The sequence below is a fragment of the Blautia pseudococcoides genome, from assembly GCF_001689125.2.
GTDB classification, from domain to species: Bacteria; Bacillota; Clostridia; order Lachnospirales; family Lachnospiraceae; genus Blautia; species Blautia pseudococcoides.
In genome coordinates, this window is the sequence record NZ_CP015405.2 from 1,438,591 (window position 1) to 1,454,245 (window position 15,655).

Consider the following 15,655-nt stretch of genomic DNA (forward strand, 5'->3'; position numbering starts at 1 on the left):
GGATAGGGCCTCAGTTTATGGATTTCTGTACACCGTAAGCATTGCGGTATTCACCGAGGGTAAAGCCTGTCAGCCTTTTGAACTGTTTTCCGAGATGGCTCTGGGAGGAAAAGCCAAGGTATGCGGCAATTTCAATATAAGAATATCCGGAATAGGTCAGCATATTTTTCGCCAGATCGATCTTCTCTCTGAGAATAAAATTTTTGATGGATATTCCCTCGCATTTATGGAAAAGTTCAGAGAGATAGCCGGGATTCTTTCCCAAATAGTCTGCTATTTCCTGTATGGAGAGCCTGTCGTGGAGATGGGCAAAGATATAATCTTTGCAGCGGCGGATATGGGGATTCTTTTCTTTGTTCCCCATACCGTTTTGCTGTTCTTTCTGTTCCCTCACCATTTTCGTATACTGGTATTCTGCCTGCCGCAGCAGATGTGTGATGGAGGCCGGATCAGATGCCTCCTCCACTTTGTTGATATAGATATCGCTGAGGGAAAAAGAAATTTCAGGAAGGATGCCTCCGCGTATGGCGGCCCGGCTTGCCAGTGTGATCACCACGATTCCGATATTTTTCCAGCTTCTCACTCTGTCCTTTGCCAGTACGCCGATATTGCCGGTGTAGTCTTCCGCCCAGCTTTGTTCTAACTGTTGGATATCTCCGTTTTCGATACTGGAGAATTCCCGCAGTTCCTGGTCGTAGGGATTGTGTCCACGGGATGCCTCCCGGTTCTCAAACAGCAAGTCTGAAAAATGTCTCTGAATTTCCGTATCCAGTGATGTCTCAATGCAGTTAAACAAGATCAAGTCCCGCTCATGCAGCGTCTGTTCCCAGAAAAGGTTATGGATCAGAAGGATATTTACCGCTAAGTCTTTAAAATCACAGAAGGGGACAGTATCTAAAAAAGCATGGTCAATATCCGGCAGTTCTGCACAGTGGATCAAACGCACGGGAATCTTGAACTTCACCGGGCCAATGATAAAATGATGACCAGGAACCGTGATCCCCGCATATACCAGTTTATCACCAGCGGACAGCAGAAGCGGCAGTGTCTCAGAAGGCCGCAAGAGCAGCCTTCGCTCCAGATAAGATTCAAAAAAACGGCTGTCCGTAAAATCGGGACGTCCGCAGAAGCTCTCCTGCAGCTTTTGGTTTTCCCCATAATCTCGTACGATGGTGTGCAGGCTGTACGAAATATGCTGCATCAGATAAGGGATATTCATACATAAGAACCTCCGGGTCATTTTCTTCCTAATAGTATAACAGATTATATGGAAAAAGTGATAAAAAACAGGAAAAAGTGATATATAAGCCGCTGCTTTTATCATAAAATCAAGACAAATAAAAGAAAAGTCCAAAAGGAGAATGGATCATGTATGTAAAAGGTGTGAATCTGGGTAACTGGCTGGTACTGGAAAAATGGATGAGTCCGGCACTTTTTGAGGGAACCGCAGCGGAGGATGAATATTATCTTCCCACACAGCTTTCCAAAGAGGTATATGAAGCCAGGATTAAAATCCACCGTGCGGAGTATATAAGCGAGAGGGATTTTACAAGAATCAAATCCATGGGAATGGATGCTGTGAGAATCCCGGTGCCTTACTTTATCTTTGGCGACAGGGAGCCCTTTATCGGATGTGTGGAGGAATTGGACAAGGCATTTAACTGGGCTGAAAAATATGGGCTGCAGATTTTGATAGACCTGCATACAGCACCGGACAGCCAGAATGGATTTGACAACGGCGGCATCTCCGGCGTGTGTAAATGGTCTCAGGAACCGGATGAGGTGGAGTTCGAGCTTGGGGTTCTGGAGCGCCTGGCAAAACGATACGGAACCAGACGGGGACTGTGGGGAATCGAGATATTAAATGAGCCTATCCTGGAAAATATGTGGAAGACCATGGATGTGGAAAACCGTTTCAGACCGGCAGACCCCCAAAAAGCAGAGGGGACCAGGCCGAATACCATGGAATTTATCCGCGGCTTTTACCTGCAGGCTTACGACAGAATCAGAACATATATGCCGGATGAGAAATATGTGGTATTCCATGATGCCTTTGAGCTGAAGGCCTGGAAGGACTTTATGCGCGGGGAGAAGTATAAGAATGTTGTGCTGGATACACACCAGTATCTGATGGTGGCGGAAGCTCTTGGCTGTGAGCAGACCGTGGAGTCTTACACCACCTATATTCGGGAGAATTTGGCAAAGGATATAGAAGAGATGCAGCAGTATTTTCCCGTTATCTGCGGAGAATGGTGCCTGTTTAACTCTCTTGCCTGCGGATGTGACACCAAAGGCGGCCAGAGTGTTTTAAACGGCGTGGAAGGTTCTGCGGCAGAGACAGTCAGCCCTGAGGAGAAACAACGCATTTACAGCGCGCTTGCCAAAGCGCAGTTGGATGCCTGGAAAAAAGGTTCCGGATATTTTTACTGGAGCTATAAGCTTCTGGTGGATACGGTAAACGAGGCCGGATGGATCGGATGGGACAGTTGGGATTTTGGCAGATGTGCGGATTTTGGATGGTTTCCAAAGGAATAGAATAGATATACATTGTAATTACAATCCTGGTATATTATAATAATACCAGGATTTTTTGTAATGCATAAGGTGAGAATAGACTATTTTGGAGGATGGATATGGAGGCGAAAGCAGTTGTCAACAGTAATAACATAAGCGGCCTGATCGAACGGACGCTGAACTATGTGGACCCAAGGCTGGTGGACCACGGAAAAAGAGTAGCGTCTCTTGTCTATGGGATGCTGGAAGCACAGAAAAAGTATTCTGCAAAAGACATGCAGGATATCTGTATTCTTGCCATGCTGCATGATATCGGCGCTTATAAGACAGAGGAGATCAACCGGATGACCCAGTTTGAATCAGAGGACATCTGGGAGCATTCCATCTACGGGTATCTGTTTCTGGCGAATCTCTCCCCGCTGAAAGAATGGGCAAGGGCTGTCATGTTCCATCACGTGGCAGCCGTCCATCTGCCGGACTCCTTGGAAGAGCCAATACGGGAAGCGGCCCAGATGATCAGCCTTGCCGACCGGATTGACATATACCTGCAGGAAAATACAGACCCCCCAAATTTGTTTGTATCACTGGAAAAAGTGAGAGATACAAAATTCGACAGCCATATCCTTGATCTGTTTTATGAGGCGGAAAGACAGTTTTCCCTGCTGGCCTGTCTGGAGGAGGAGAAGGACTTTCATAAAATTCTTCCAAATGTACAGTTGTCAGGGAAGGAATGTGAAGAGTATCTGCGAATGATGATTTTTGCCATTGATTTCAGAAGCCAGCACACTGTGACCCACACCATCACAACGACCCGCATCAGCTGCTGCGCTGCCAGCCACATGGGACTGTCCGATGCACAGATACATAATATTTTTTACGGTGCGCTCCTGCACGATTTGGGGAAGATCGGAATTCCGGTGGAGATACTGGAGTATCCGGGAAAATTAAGCAGTCAGGCTATGGCGGTCATGCGTACCCATGTAGATTTAACGGAAAAGATTTTGGGCGGCACTATAGATGAGGAGATAACAAAAATTGCGCTGAGGCATCATGAAAAATTGGATGGAAGCGGATATCCCAGAGGTCTCACCAGAGATGCGCTTACCATAGAGGAACGGATTGTGGCTGTTTCGGATATTGTCAGTGCACTGCTTGGCACACGGAGCTATAAGGAGGCTTTTTCTAAAGAGAAGACATTGTCTATTTTAGAGGAGCAGGCCGGGGAAGGAAAAATAGACAGCGATGTGGTGGCGGCTCTGAAAGCGAATTTTGATACTGTTTTGGAGGAAGTGGAGGATAGCTGCAGGCCCATATTAGATACCTATTATGGCCTGCGCAAGGAATATCAGTATCTGCTGGGAAAATATCTCTACAGCAGCACAGAAGCTGCGGACCCTGCTGACAGGAGTCATAAGTGACAGGGACAGGGCATAGAATATAGTATCCAGAAAGAAGGAGGCACTGCCCATGTCCGTAAATTATAAAGTTTCTTATTTTCTCGACCGCTTTGATTTTCCTGCCCCTCAGCAGCTTGTGGAAAAATATTACCGGTATAAACTGGGACATCCCTGTTTTTTGATGAAACAAAACGGAAGATGGACAATCGTGCCTGTCCGGCAATAGCAGATAGAATCGGGAGACGGCTTTTAGCCGCCTCCTTTTTGTAATTGTCACTCCTTAAAACAGTTAAATAGCTTAAAGCAGACAGAGATAGTAAGGACCAGAGTACCTGCACCTATGAGAAGGTACTGTACAGGAATATGATCAGCCAGAGGACCGAAAAATATCATGCCAAGAGGCAGCGCGCAGGAGGTGGAAATCTGCATGAAGCTGAAAATCCTGCCGTGCATATCCGGCTCCACTTTTTCCTGAATGGTCACATTGATGGGTGTGTTGTAGCAGGGAGAGGTAACGCCTATCATGGTATTCATGATCAGATAACCAATAAATACATGGGCTGTTCCCAGGCCGATCATAATTGTCCCATAGACTCCACCGGCCAATAGCGTTGTGTGCAGATGATGTTTAAACCCGCCCCAGGAAGCGATCAGGATTCCCCCCAGCACCATGCCAAGGCTGTAAGTCATTTCACTTACAGTGAGCCGCCAGACTTCCGGTCCAAAGGTCCTGCTCACCATAAGGGGTGTCAGAAAGGCGGAGGGGCTTATGAGAAACAGGATGATAATCTGAAACACCAGCAGTTTTCTGATAAAAGCATTGTTTCTGAGGTAAAAAATACCACCAGCTATTTTATGCAGACCGGATTCCTTGTCTGCGGATGATTTTGTGTAGGGCGGTATTTTTATGGTGGAAGTAAGGCTGATACCGATAATAGCTGTTATGACGTCAATAAAGAGCGCTGCTTCCAAAGGCGCTGCGGAGAGGATGGCACCTCCGGCAGCAGGTGATAAGAACATCATGAAGGAGGACAAGGTGCTGTTGAGTCCGTTCATTTTCATGAGATGTTCTTTGGGAACAAGCTGCGGAAAAATAGCGTTCACCGCAGGGGTCTGGATGCCGGTCCCGGCTGATCGGATGATCAGTACAGCAAACAGAAACCAGATGTTTTTATGTCCTGCCAGGAAGGTAAGGGACAGCAAAAGTGTGGAACACGCAATGGCACCATCTGAGAGCATGATCAAGAACTTCCTGTCATAACGGTCAATCCATACTCCCGCGAAAAGTGAAATGATGATCTGGGGAAGGAATCCGCAGAGAGTGGAGATGGTCAGCATCTTTCCTGAAGATGTTGTCAGTGTAATATACCAGACAATGGCGTACTGCACCAGGGAAGAACCGAACAGGGAGATAGTCTGGGCTGTTAAAAATCGAAAGGTTTTCCCTTTCCATGTGTTTAAATCCATAATATAATACCTCTTTCTAAGAAATAATGAAATCTGCTGCTGCCTGTACACGGTATCGAAATGTCTCTGCCGGGCAGCAAAAAAGGCAGAGGACATTATAAGCCTCTGCCAGTCAGTCTGCAGACAAAAGGCTGTGGCGAACACATCGCCGCAGCCAGATACAGAACTATGATATCCACGGAAAACAGGTACACAAATAAACGCATCAGAAAATCTGATACGAGGCACAACTGTTTTCCGGTGAATGCAGCAGTTCTGCCGCTATCTGAACTCCGTACAATGTCTCACCGGAAACGTTATCTGTACGGAGCTGATTCGTCTTCTCAATTTATCGGTTAAAATGAAATTCATAATATCCACCTCATTTGGATCATCCTTGTATCTTATCAATTAATATAGCATGTAAAAAAGTTCCTTGTCAATGGAGAGTTTGTATATGTTATAATGGAACAAAATATATATTTTACTCGAAGTGAGTTTACTGAATACAAAAGAAAGAGTTCTGTTTAACGCGGATATGGCACCTCAGGTGTCATATCATTCAAGAATTCTTTTTTCCAGGGTGCTACAATAGTGAAAAGGAAAGGAGGAGGACAAAAGATGCACGCAGAACAAGAACAAAGGCATGTGTATTATGACCATGACCTGGAGATAGAGGCTTATAATTTGAGCGGTATTGTCCAGAAATTTCCAAACCATTTTCATGATTATTATGTGATCGGGTTTGTGGAGGGAGGTAAAAGGCATCTCTGGTGCAAAGGCAAAGAGTATGATCTGACCGCAGGGGATTTGATCCTGTTTAATCCCAGAGATAACCACTACTGTGCACCCATCAATGGTGAAATATTAGATTACCGTGCTGTGAATATTAATGTGGACGTGATGGAAAGAGCAGTCAAAGAAATTACAGGTAGGGATTTTGTCCTGCATTTTACCAGCAACGTGGTGTATCAAAGTGACATTACACAGTCCATCGGTGATTTGTATGATGCCATCCTTACCCACGCACCTAAACTGAAAAAGGAAGAGGCGTTTTTCTTCCTTCTGGAGCAGATCCTGCAGGAACATGCAGCTCCTTTTGATGAAATTGATATATCAGAGCCAAATCAGCAGATCAAGACACTCTGTCATTATATGGAGAAACATTTTTCCGAGAATATTACGCTGGATGACCTGCTTTCCATGACAAGTTTCGGCAAATCGTATCTGCTGCGTTCTTTTACAAAGCAGGTAGGTGTTTCACCTTACCGCTATCTGCAGACCGTGCGCCTGGAAAAAGCAAAAAAGTTTCTGGAACAGGGCGTGGCGCCTATTGATGCGGCAGATATGGCGGGGTTTGCGGACCAGAGCCATTTTACCAACTTTTTCAAAGAATTTATCGGACTGACACCAAAACAGTATCAGAAAATCTTTACGGATAAACCGCTGCCTGTCACTCCGGCAAAGGAGTGGACAAATGAATAAGACAATACATGGGCATATTGCTGCCTTTCTTACCATATTAATCTGGGGCACCACCTTTATTTCCACCAAGGTGCTTCTCAGAAGTTTTGAGCCGGTGGAGATTTTATTTATCCGTTTTATGATTGGATACATTGCTCTTTGGTGTGTCTGCCCGCGCAGGCTGAACATCAGTGAGAGGAAACAGGAGTGGTACTTTGCAGCCGCGGGGCTTTGTGGCGTGACCCTGTATTACCTGTTTGAAAATATAGCGCTGACTTATACACTGGCTTCCAATGTGGGTGTTATTATTTCTATCGCGCCATTTTTTACGGTTATATTCTCCTGCTTGTTTCTGCATGACGGACGGCCAAAAACAAGGTTCTTTGCCGGCTTTTTAATAGCACTTACAGGTATTTTCCTGATCAGCTTCGGAGGGGTTAAGAATCTGCAGTTAAATCCTACGGGGGATTTGCTGGCTGTGATAGCGGCAATGATTTGGGCCGCGTTTTCAACGATCACAAAAAAAATCAGTGGGTTTGGATATAATACCATTCAGACTACAAGGCGGACGTTTTTTTATGGGCTGATCTTTATGGTTCCGGCTTTGCTCCTGATGGATTTTCATATTGAACTTATGCAGTTTGCCAGTCTTAAAAACGTTCTGAATCTTCTGTTTTTGGGATTTGGGGCTTCTGCATTATGCTTCGTGACATGGAACCTTGCCGTGAAGATCCTGGGCTCTGTGAAAACCAGTGTTTATATCTACATGGTACCTGTCATCACAGCAGTCACATCAGCACTTATTTTACATGAAAAATTAACGATGACAATTATTCTGGGTATTCTACTGACCTTGATCGGCCTCTTTTTATCTGAGGACAGAAAAACAGAGAAAACTACAGCAAAAGCAAAGGAGTATAAGATATATGCAGGCACAAAATGATAAATGCGTCATGGTACTGGACAAGGACCTGCCTCTGGGCATTCTGGCAAACACAGCGGGAATCATGGGAATCACGCTGGGAAAACACATCCCTGAGACGGTGGGAGCGGATGTCCTGGATAAGAGCGGAAAAGAACACCTGGGAATCATTGAATTGCCGGTTCCCATCCTGAAAGCAGACCGGGAAAAAATCAGGGAGATCCGAGAGCAGCTCTTCCAGCCGGAATTCGCTGATCTGATCGTGGTTGATTTTTCAGATGTTGCACAGAGCTGTAATGTCTATGAGGAGTATATTAAAAAAGCAGCAAGGGTGGAGGAAAAAGAAATGACTTACTTTGGTATCGGAATCTGCGGAGCCAAAAAGCTGGTCAATAAACTCACAGGCAGCCTGCCGCTGTTGAGATAGGAAGAAAACGGGCGATTCCGCATAAAGCGGTATCGCCCGTTTTTTGTATAGCAGTAGATGAGGATCACTGTAATGGGAGGAAAGGACATGGATCTTTGGTATACAGAAGTGTAAGCTTATGCATGGCTCTGGTGCATGCAATGTAGAGAAGGCTTCTGTCATATTCGGAAGCATAAGTTTCGCATCCCGCATGAGGAAGGATAACTTCATCAAATTCCAGTCCCTTTGACATCCGCACAGAGGTAACGGATATGCCGTTGTGAAAGCTTGTACTCTTAGGTGAAATAAGCTCTGTTTTATATTGGGAGCACAGGAGATGATAAAGCGTTTCTGCCGCCCGGTCAGTTTTTAGGATTATGCCCAAAGAACCAAAGCCGCTTTTCTGAAAACGGTGGATCGCTGCCCGTATGTGCTGCAGTTCATCCGCATCGGTTTTACAGGAGATCACAGCGGGAGCTTCTCCGTGGCGTTCCACAGGCTGAATCCCTGTGTGATGCAGAATAGATTTGGCAAAATGCATGAAATGAGCGTTCCACAACTATTCGCGAAATGTCCATTTTACGAATAGTTGTGGACTTTTTTGTCCGGATGGGCTATAATTAGGTAAATTCGCTGCTAAGAACTTAATCATAATGAGGTGTAAATTCATGGAGAAAAAAAACATCAGCTATCACGAGAAAAAATATATTGATAACAATATCCGTCTCAGAAATATTCTGGCGGAGCTTCCTCCGTATGTACAGGATTTCTGCAGAGGCCGCCAGACAACGCTTAGTATGCAGACCCAAATTGCATATTGTTATGATCTAAAGATATTTTTTCAATTCCTTACAACTGCAAATCCTGTTTTGAAAAATTCGGATCTTCGCAGTATATCCCTTGCTGTACTGGAAAATCTTCGTCCCACTGATATTGAAGAATTTCAGAATTATCTGAAAGTTTACGAAAGTCAAAATACAGGCGAGGCAATGACAAACGGTGAAATTGGTATATCAAGAAAAATTTCTGCGTTAAGAAGCTTGTTTGATTATCTCTATAAACATGAAATGGTTAAAAATAATCCAACCCGCATTGTGGACGTCCCAAAAGTACATGAAAAAGCCATAATCCAACTGGATCCTGACGAAATTGCTATGATTTTAGATTCTATGGAGGAATTCAGTGACAATTTGACGCCGCACCAAAAGGGCTATTATTTAAAGACAAAAACGCGTGATATTGCTATTATTACCCTCTTTCTCGGTACCGGCCTGCGTGTGTCTGAGTGTGTGGGGCTGGATATTTCGGATGTCAATTTTAAAAACAGCGGTCTCCGTGTGATACGAAAAGGCGGAAATGAGAAAATTGTTTATTTTGGTGAGGAAGTTGAAATTGCCCTTCTGAATTATCTGGAGGAAAGAGAAAATCTGGAGACAAAGCCAGGCCATGAAAATGCACTCTTCCTCTCCCTCCAGGGAACCCGTCTCAGTGTCCGTGCCACAGAGAAAATGGTCAAGAAATACACACAGCCCATTATTACAAATAAAAAAATCACACCCCATAAGCTGCGCTCTACCTACGGTACTGCTCTCTACGAAGAGACAGGGGATATCTACCTTGTGGCGGACGTTCTGGGACATAAAAGTGTGTCCACAACACAGAAACATTACGCCAAACTGAAAGACTCCAGAAGGCGTGCCGCAGCAAGCGCGGTACGGCTGAGAGAAAAAGAATAAGGCTTGCAGTTATGTTTTCATTACATGGGTTTCAGGTTTTTTTCTAAGCGTGCTGTCATCCATGCCAATCGTTTCCTCTGCCCATCTTCTGTCTTGGCATCTAAATAGGCTCGGGTATAAGTCTTTTTTACGGATGGGGGCATTGCTTGAAAATTGGTATATGCCACTTCGTTATCCTTTATTAAATTGCCCACTATTTCCATTTGGTCCTCCGTTATTGCGGAGGGCTTACCCGCCTTATCCCACTGGCCGTTTTTCTTTGCTTCCTCTATTTTTGCTCTTCCAAAATCGGTCATCAGACCGCGTTTTTCTAAACTTTTAACCAATGTTTTATTTTTCTCCGACCACTTACTGTTTTTACGGCGTGAAGAAAAATATTTCACATAAGATTTATCATCAACACGTTTCATAGCACCGTCAATCCAGCCATAACATAAAGCCTCCTCAAGGGCTTCTCCGGCTTTTATGGTTGACATCTCCTTTGTTTTTCCGAAAAGCAGCCAAACACCTTCACTGGACTGCCCGTTCTCTTTTAGCCATGCTCTAAATTCCTCACGTGTTTTAAAATTAAATGGATTATCCATGCTTGAATCCTTCCTGACTGTCTGTTAATGGTTTTTTGTACTGACATTCACTGCATTCAGCATCATGGATAGAAATGATACCTCCGCATTTGGGACAGGTATATTCCGCTCTTTGCTGCTCCAGGAAAGGGAACAGTCCCTGCTCCTGTACTGCCCTGCTGTTTGCCATAAGGCTGCTGTGATAACGGGTATTGTAGCTTTTTTCCAGCGCTTTTACCTGCTTACATGGATACAAGGCACAGTCAAAGCAATAAGTCAGACCTTTTTCTTTGATACAATCTTTGATCCTGCATTTTCTGCAATGCTCCGGTTTTCCCTGGTCACCTTTTGTACAGCCTTCACAGGGTTTTTTGTGATAACAGTGTTTATAACAAACCATACAATTCATTCCGCAGGGCGCAAACATGGCAGGCTCTATTTTTTCCGGCATCCTCATTTTTATTCACTCCTTATCCAAAAAGGCATGAACATATATTTCTGATATTTGTCTATGCCTTCTTATCTTTACAGCTTACTACAATACTATTTTACCAAAATAAATACGCCAACAGTATGTCATGTTTGTTTTTACTTATTCCAGAAACCTGCGGATGGTTATGGCTGCCTGTTCCGCATTGGAATAAATGGCTGGATGTCCCCCCTCTGGGAAAACACAGATTTCTGCCCCTGTTTCACCTGCTATTACACAGTATTCCGCCTGTAAGTCCTCTCTGGTCATTTCATCCCCTTCACTGCCCATAAGCAGAAGCGGAACCTGCAGGCTGGTCAGGGGTTTGGAGAATAATGGAAGTTTCTTCTCTGCACACTGCGTCAATGCTCTGGTATCCATATCCACGATACGCTCCCAGTCTTCGCCCTGACACCATCGGTAATATTCTACTGCCATGGCATCTTTCTTAGCATTTGCCCGCTCTTTTATCAGGTTTGCAGAGAAATCGCCTGCCAATGTCCGGCCATCAAAACTGTCTGCTACTACCCTGCCGACCAGGTCCGGGCGCTTTAATGCAGCATTGACGGCGACCCACGCACCACCGCTGGTCCCCACAAGATTTACCCGGTCAAGCTTTAGATGTTCCAGTAAAGCAATGGTCTGTTCGGCTTCCTCCATCCAGAGTTCTGGGGGGAAGTCCTCCAGGCGGTCTGAATTTCCGTGGCCCAGAAAGTCAATGAGAATGATATGGTATGTATCCTCATATAAAGGGAGCAGAGGCTCGAACATTCTGGAAGATGCTGTATTGCCGTGCAGGAATAACACGGGTTTTCCGTTTCCTGTTTCTGAGTAATAAATTTTTTTTGACTGATAATAGAAATATGACATAGTATGCCTCCTAATCGTTTCTCTGTTTTTGGTTTTCTGATTTGATTAGCAAGGCTTGTAGACACCAACACCTTGCTGTTAGTGTTTTGTGATCCAAATTCCCATAGTTTGCAACCTCCGTTCTTAATATATTCTCAGTATACCATAGGATCACGGGAATTTTACCATGAAATTCTCTTTGCAAACCGTCCGTCCTCCAACACAATGATTTGGTGGGCTTCAAGTATGGTACTGATACGCTGCGCAGCAATGATAGCGGCGCTGACTGTGATTACCGTAAGGCTGCAAGGCGCGTATGGAATAATTGACAGGGTATCTTAACATTGCTATAATCAGTGTAAATTACCCTATAACAGGAAGGCCTAAGTTTTGTACACATACCCATTTAGGAGGTCATCAGATGGAATTACGGGTTCTTCAGTATTTTCTTGCCATTGCCAGGGAGCAGAGCATTATCCGCGCTGCGGAATCCCTGCATCTTTCTCAACCGACACTATCCACCCAGATAAAGAACCTGGAGGAAGAACTGGGAAAGCAGCTCTTGATTCGCGGTACCAAAGGTTCACGTAAAGTGACTCTCACCGATGAAGGAATGATTTTGCGAATGCGGGCAGAAGAAATCCTTGAGTTGGTCAAAAAAACAGAAAAGGAAGTTACTCTCACCAATGATATTGTTATGGGGGATATTTTGATCGGGACCGGGGAGACAGATGCTGTCCGTATTTTAGCGCAGGCCGCAAAAAGCCTGCAGAATACGGCCCCGGGCATTCACTACCATATTTGCAGCGGAAATTCTACTTTTGTTATGGAACAGCTGGATAAAGGCCTGCTGGATTTTGGTATTGTATTTGGTCCGGTGGACTTGACGAAATACAATGCGCTCAAAATACCTGCCAGAGATGTCTGGGGTGTTTTGATGAGAAAGGATTCCCCTCTTGCATTAAAAGAAACAATATCACCAGCTGATTTATGGGAACAGCCTTTGATCATATCCCAGCAGGAAGAGAAAGGCGGCGCCTTAACACAATGGTTGAAATGTCAAATATCGGATCTGAATATAGCGGCCACGTACAATCTGATCTTTAATGCTTCTTTGATGGTAGATGAAGGCTTGGGTTATGCCGTTTGTTTGGATAAAATCATAAATACAACAGGAAACAGCGGCCTTTGTTTCAGACCACTGAATCCAGGGCTTGAGGCGGAAATGAGTATTATATGGAAAAAATATCAGATATTCTCTAAACCTGCAGAAAAATATATTGCAGTCTTAAAGAAACATCTGAATGCTGATCAAACGTAAACGTTTTTTGTTAAAGGATAATAGGATACCGGTTAAGGATGGTGATGATAAATGAAAAAAATATTTCTGGTTGAAGATGATAAGGAGATTGCCAAGAATCTTACGCTTCTGCTTCGTTCGGAGGGCTTTCAGGTTACCCATGCGCCTACCCAGCAAGAGGCGGTTTCCATGCTGGCTGAAGATAAATTCGACCTGGCGTTGGTGGACATATCCCTGCCGGACGGCAATGGCTTTACAGTCTGCACAGAAATCAAACAGACACAGAAGATACCTGTTATCTTCCTCACAGCTTCCGGTGATGAAGCCAGTGTTGTAACCGGTCTGAATATGGGGGCAGATGACTATATCACAAAACCTTTCCGCCCGCGCGAATTGATCGCCCGGATTGGTACTGCCCTGCGGAAATTCGGGTGTTCGCCGTCTGCCTTTGAAATGTGCGGTCTTTATGTGGACACCTCCAGCAGTGTGGTGAAGAAGGACGGCAAAGAAGTTTTTCTCTCCGCCTTAGAGTACCGCCTGCTGCTGGTGTTTATCAACAATCCCAAAATCATCCTGACAAGGGACAGGCTGCTGGATGAACTGTGGGACGCGGCAGGTGAGTTTGTCAATAACAATACCCTGACCGTCTACATCAAACGGCTTCGTGAGAAGATCGAGAATGATCCTGCGAACCCGCAGATAATCCTTACCGTCCGCGGAACGGGATATCGGCTGGGAGGCAGTTATGTTTCGGAATAGAGAGATTCGGCAGTTTTCCGTCTTATTTGCTGTCTTGTCCTTCGCTGCAGCGGCAGCCGGATTTGTCATCCATCCCGCAGCAGGGATACTGTCCCTGGTTACTGCTGCCGCTTTTGGCACTGCTTTTTTTGTATTTACGAAAGCCCGCTATAAGAACCTGTCACAGATTTCCGAACAGATTGATCTTGTCCTTCATAATGCGGATTCTTTGTTTATCAGTGAATCTGAGGAGGGCGAACTCTCTATCCTGCAAAGTGAGATCACAAAAATGACACTGCGTATTCGGGAGCAAAACGAAGCCTTAAAAAAGGAGAAGCAGCATCTTGCAGATTCTCTCGCTGACATTGCCCATCAGCTCCGCACTCCTCTCACCTCTGCCAACCTGATATTGTCTTTACTGGAGAATGCTTCAGACGGTAAAGAACGAAAGAACCTGCTGCGGGAAACAGAGGAATTATTTGTACAGATGGACTGGCTGGTTACCTCCCTGCTGAAATTATCCCGGCTGGACGCAGGTATCGTGGTTTTCCAAGAGGGAACTATAGAAATAAAAAGTGTGATAAACGCTGCACTGCGCCCATTTCTGATCCCAATGGAACTGCATAACATTGTTCTGTATACAGACATGGCAGAAGGGGCCAGGATCCGGGGGGACGCAGGCTGGCTTTCGGAGGCAGTTCAGAATGTGATTAAAAATTGTATCGAAAGTGCCGGTGATAACGGAAAGATTGAAATTGTCTGTGAAGATACCCCGCTGTTTGTTGAGATCACCCTTCATGACAGCGGGACAGGTTTCAAAAAAGAAGATCTGCCCTGCCTGTTTGACAGATTCTACCGTGGGAAAAATACAGACACTGCGGGATACGGAATCGGCCTGGCACTCTGCAAGACGATCATTACCCGGCAGGGCGGAACGGTCACCGCAAAGAACCATCCTAAGGGCGGTGCTGTATTTTCCATCCGTTTTCCAAAATAATGCATTTACTCCCTGGTGATGACAAAATACGGATTGTCCCATATGGCATCAATGCCCATCCACAGTTTTTCAAATTTGGAAATGCTTGTTTTCCGGTTATAGCCCTCTTCCGCTTTTTCCTGATAATTTGCCAGCCAGTCAAGGCTCTCCGCAAAATAAAGATACTCCGCATCATAACCCACTAATGGAAGGAAGCATAGATCACAATCCCAGTATTTTCAATATTTCCAAGTGGGGATGTTCCGTATCCGACTGAAATACATCCACATGGTTTATGTCTGCGCTTCTGTCAGAAAAAGCCGGAAAAAGAAAGCCGCACTCCGGTTTACCCGGTTCATAATCGCCCTCCAGCGGACAGATGGCACAAATAAGATATTCAAACATCTCTTCCGATTCCCATAACCGTTCATGGTCTGCTGCCTTTACAGGCACATCGTAGCGGTCATGGAAGACGAGGACCGCGTAGTCATGAGTGGATTGATAGGTTTCGGCGATCAATTCATAGAATGTCTCCATCATCACATCATTTTTCAGGCCGCAGGATTTCATTCCCATCAGAAGCTGCCGCATACTGCCGATTTTTATGGAATCCCCGGAGAATTTGTATCTTTTTAAATTTTTATTTGTACCGGAGAAGGGGATCGCCTTTGCGACAGCAAGGTTCTTTGTTTTATCTCCGGTTGAAAGCTTCAGAAAATTAGTATTAAAAGTGCCGTCTATTTCACCGTCTGCATCCATATAACTGCCTGCAACTCTTGTCATGGAAGTCCTTGCCGGTGTCATGCGCCTGGTCAGTTCCAGCATATCCTCTCTGTTTATCATTTCAGTCTCCTTGTGAAGATTATACGTTTCCT

General features: G+C 45.0%; 18 protein-coding genes. 10 read left to right on the top strand and 8 right to left on the bottom strand.

Going from position 1 to position 15,655, the window contains the following annotated elements:
- Window positions 1-10: 10 nt before the first annotated feature.
- Window positions 11-1,219, bottom strand: coding sequence for a helix-turn-helix domain-containing protein (locus tag A4V09_RS06740; protein WP_065541671.1), 1,209 nt, complete (start codon window positions 1,217-1,219; stop codon window positions 11-13).
- Between the two features lie 149 nt (window positions 1,220-1,368).
- On the opposite strand from A4V09_RS06740, the gene A4V09_RS06745 reads away from it, so the two are divergent.
- The 3 genes from A4V09_RS06745 to A4V09_RS24245 all read left to right on the top strand — a co-directional run bounded on the left by A4V09_RS06745 (window position 1,369) and on the right by A4V09_RS24245 (window position 4,137).
- Window positions 1,369-2,535, top strand: a complete 1,167-nt coding sequence (locus A4V09_RS06745) for a glycoside hydrolase family 5 protein (protein WP_065541672.1) — start codon at window positions 1,369-1,371, stop codon at window positions 2,533-2,535.
- Between the two features lie 98 nt (window positions 2,536-2,633).
- Window positions 2,634-3,932 carry an HD domain-containing phosphohydrolase gene (locus tag A4V09_RS06750; protein ID WP_065541673.1) on the top strand — a complete coding sequence of 433 codons (1,299 nt, stop codon included), beginning with the start codon at window positions 2,634-2,636 and terminating at the stop codon, window positions 3,930-3,932.
- A gap of 49 nt (window positions 3,933-3,981) precedes the next feature.
- Window positions 3,982-4,137: a hypothetical protein gene (locus A4V09_RS24245; protein ID WP_157123465.1), complete on the top strand. Its 156-nt coding sequence runs from the start codon at window positions 3,982-3,984 to the stop codon at window positions 4,135-4,137.
- Between the two features lie 47 nt (window positions 4,138-4,184).
- Here the strand turns inward: A4V09_RS24245 and A4V09_RS06755 are convergent, their stop codons facing one another.
- The gene (locus A4V09_RS06755) at window positions 4,185-5,378 is read right to left on the bottom strand and encodes an MFS transporter (protein ID WP_065541674.1); all 1,194 of its coding nucleotides are present in this window, start codon (window positions 5,376-5,378) and stop codon (window positions 4,185-4,187) included.
- A 600-nt stretch (window positions 5,379-5,978) separates the two neighbouring features.
- On the opposite strand from A4V09_RS06755, the gene A4V09_RS06765 reads away from it, so the two are divergent.
- Genes A4V09_RS06765 through A4V09_RS06775 form a run of 3 tightly spaced genes read left to right on the top strand, consistent with a single transcriptional unit; the run spans window position 5,979 to window position 8,170 of the window.
- Window positions 5,979-6,842 carry an AraC family ligand binding domain-containing protein gene (locus A4V09_RS06765; protein WP_065541676.1) on the top strand — a complete coding sequence of 288 codons (864 nt, stop codon included), beginning with the start codon at window positions 5,979-5,981 and terminating at the stop codon, window positions 6,840-6,842.
- Window positions 6,835-7,764 (top strand): DMT family transporter, encoded by a 930-nt coding sequence (locus tag A4V09_RS06770; RefSeq protein WP_065541677.1) that lies wholly within the window; start codon window positions 6,835-6,837, stop codon window positions 7,762-7,764. The genes A4V09_RS06765 and A4V09_RS06770 overlap by 8 nt, the downstream gene beginning before the upstream one ends.
- The gene (locus tag A4V09_RS06775) at window positions 7,748-8,170 is read left to right on the top strand and encodes a DUF2000 domain-containing protein (protein ID WP_065541678.1); all 423 of its coding nucleotides are present in this window, start codon (window positions 7,748-7,750) and stop codon (window positions 8,168-8,170) included. Before A4V09_RS06770 ends, A4V09_RS06775 begins: the two co-directional genes overlap by 17 nt.
- A gap of 64 nt (window positions 8,171-8,234) precedes the next feature.
- Here the strand turns inward: A4V09_RS06775 and A4V09_RS06780 are convergent, their stop codons facing one another.
- A complete protein-coding gene (locus A4V09_RS06780) occupies window positions 8,235-8,690 on the bottom strand; it encodes an ATP-binding domain-containing protein (RefSeq protein WP_065541679.1) in 456 nt (151 codons plus the stop codon).
- Window positions 8,691-8,817: 127 nt separating this feature from the next.
- Between A4V09_RS06780 and A4V09_RS06785 the strand changes: the two genes are divergently transcribed.
- A complete protein-coding gene (locus A4V09_RS06785; protein ID WP_065541680.1) occupies window positions 8,818-9,885 on the top strand; it encodes a tyrosine-type recombinase/integrase in 1,068 nt (355 codons plus the stop codon).
- A gap of 20 nt (window positions 9,886-9,905) precedes the next feature.
- Here A4V09_RS06785 and A4V09_RS06790 read toward each other — a convergent pair whose 3' ends face one another.
- The 3 genes from A4V09_RS06790 to A4V09_RS06800 form a co-directional block, all read right to left on the bottom strand.
- Window positions 9,906-10,469, bottom strand: coding sequence for a YdeI/OmpD-associated family protein (locus tag A4V09_RS06790; RefSeq protein WP_065541681.1), 564 nt, complete (start codon window positions 10,467-10,469; stop codon window positions 9,906-9,908).
- On the bottom strand, window positions 10,462-10,905 hold the full coding sequence (locus tag A4V09_RS06795) for a DUF3795 domain-containing protein (RefSeq protein WP_065541682.1): 444 nt from the start codon (window positions 10,903-10,905) through the stop codon (window positions 10,462-10,464). Before A4V09_RS06795 ends, A4V09_RS06790 begins: the two co-directional genes overlap by 8 nt.
- 135 nt (window positions 10,906-11,040) lie before the next feature.
- On the bottom strand, window positions 11,041-11,787 hold the full coding sequence (locus A4V09_RS06800; protein WP_065541683.1) for an alpha/beta fold hydrolase: 747 nt from the start codon (window positions 11,785-11,787) through the stop codon (window positions 11,041-11,043).
- Window positions 11,788-12,187: 400 nt separating this feature from the next.
- Here A4V09_RS06800 and A4V09_RS06805 point away from each other — a divergent pair, with 400 nt between their 5' ends.
- Genes A4V09_RS06805 through A4V09_RS06815 form a run of 3 tightly spaced genes read left to right on the top strand, consistent with a single transcriptional unit; the run spans window position 12,188 to window position 14,801 of the window.
- Entirely contained in the window at window positions 12,188-13,087 is a 900-nt protein-coding gene (locus A4V09_RS06805; protein WP_065541684.1) for a LysR family transcriptional regulator, read from the top strand.
- A 51-nt stretch (window positions 13,088-13,138) separates the two neighbouring features.
- Window positions 13,139-13,825 (top strand): response regulator transcription factor, encoded by a 687-nt coding sequence (locus tag A4V09_RS06810; protein WP_065541685.1) that lies wholly within the window; start codon window positions 13,139-13,141, stop codon window positions 13,823-13,825.
- Window positions 13,812-14,801 carry a sensor histidine kinase gene (locus A4V09_RS06815; protein WP_065541686.1) on the top strand — a complete coding sequence of 330 codons (990 nt, stop codon included), beginning with the start codon at window positions 13,812-13,814 and terminating at the stop codon, window positions 14,799-14,801. Before A4V09_RS06810 ends, A4V09_RS06815 begins: the two co-directional genes overlap by 14 nt.
- A gap of 5 nt (window positions 14,802-14,806) precedes the next feature.
- Here A4V09_RS06815 and A4V09_RS24250 read toward each other — a convergent pair whose 3' ends face one another.
- On the bottom strand, window positions 14,807-14,983 hold the full coding sequence (locus tag A4V09_RS24250; RefSeq protein ID WP_157123466.1) for a hypothetical protein: 177 nt from the start codon (window positions 14,981-14,983) through the stop codon (window positions 14,807-14,809).
- A 19-nt stretch (window positions 14,984-15,002) separates the two neighbouring features.
- Complete coding sequence (locus A4V09_RS06820; RefSeq protein WP_065541687.1) at window positions 15,003-15,623, bottom strand: DUF4317 family protein; 621 nt, start codon at window positions 15,621-15,623, stop codon at window positions 15,003-15,005.
- Window positions 15,624-15,655: the final 32 nt, after the last annotated feature.